Below are 208 nucleotides of genomic sequence, written 5' to 3' on the forward strand. Positions count from 1 at the left end.
CCTACCTGACGATGTGCATACAAACGGTAAGTATCTACTGGTAAGCAAGCATCAGTCATGGGTTGATACCAGTATCGTGCAATATATCAGCGAAAAACGATTGCCATTGACGCGCTTTTTTACCAAGTTTGATCTCATATATATCCCTGTCATTGGTCAAGCTTTCTACTTTCTCGACTTTCCTATGCTGCGTCGACATTCAAAAGAA

1 protein-coding gene is annotated in these 208 nt (G+C 41.3%); it reads left to right on the plus strand.

The window, feature by feature from the left end:
* The coding region (locus V6252_RS13725) for a 1-acyl-sn-glycerol-3-phosphate acyltransferase (protein WP_341610792.1) at positions 1-208 on the plus strand (208 nt) is incomplete at both ends.

The sequence above is a fragment of the Psychrobacter proteolyticus genome, from assembly GCF_038155145.1.
Classification (GTDB): domain Bacteria; phylum Pseudomonadota; class Gammaproteobacteria; order Pseudomonadales; family Moraxellaceae; genus Psychrobacter; species Psychrobacter proteolyticus_B.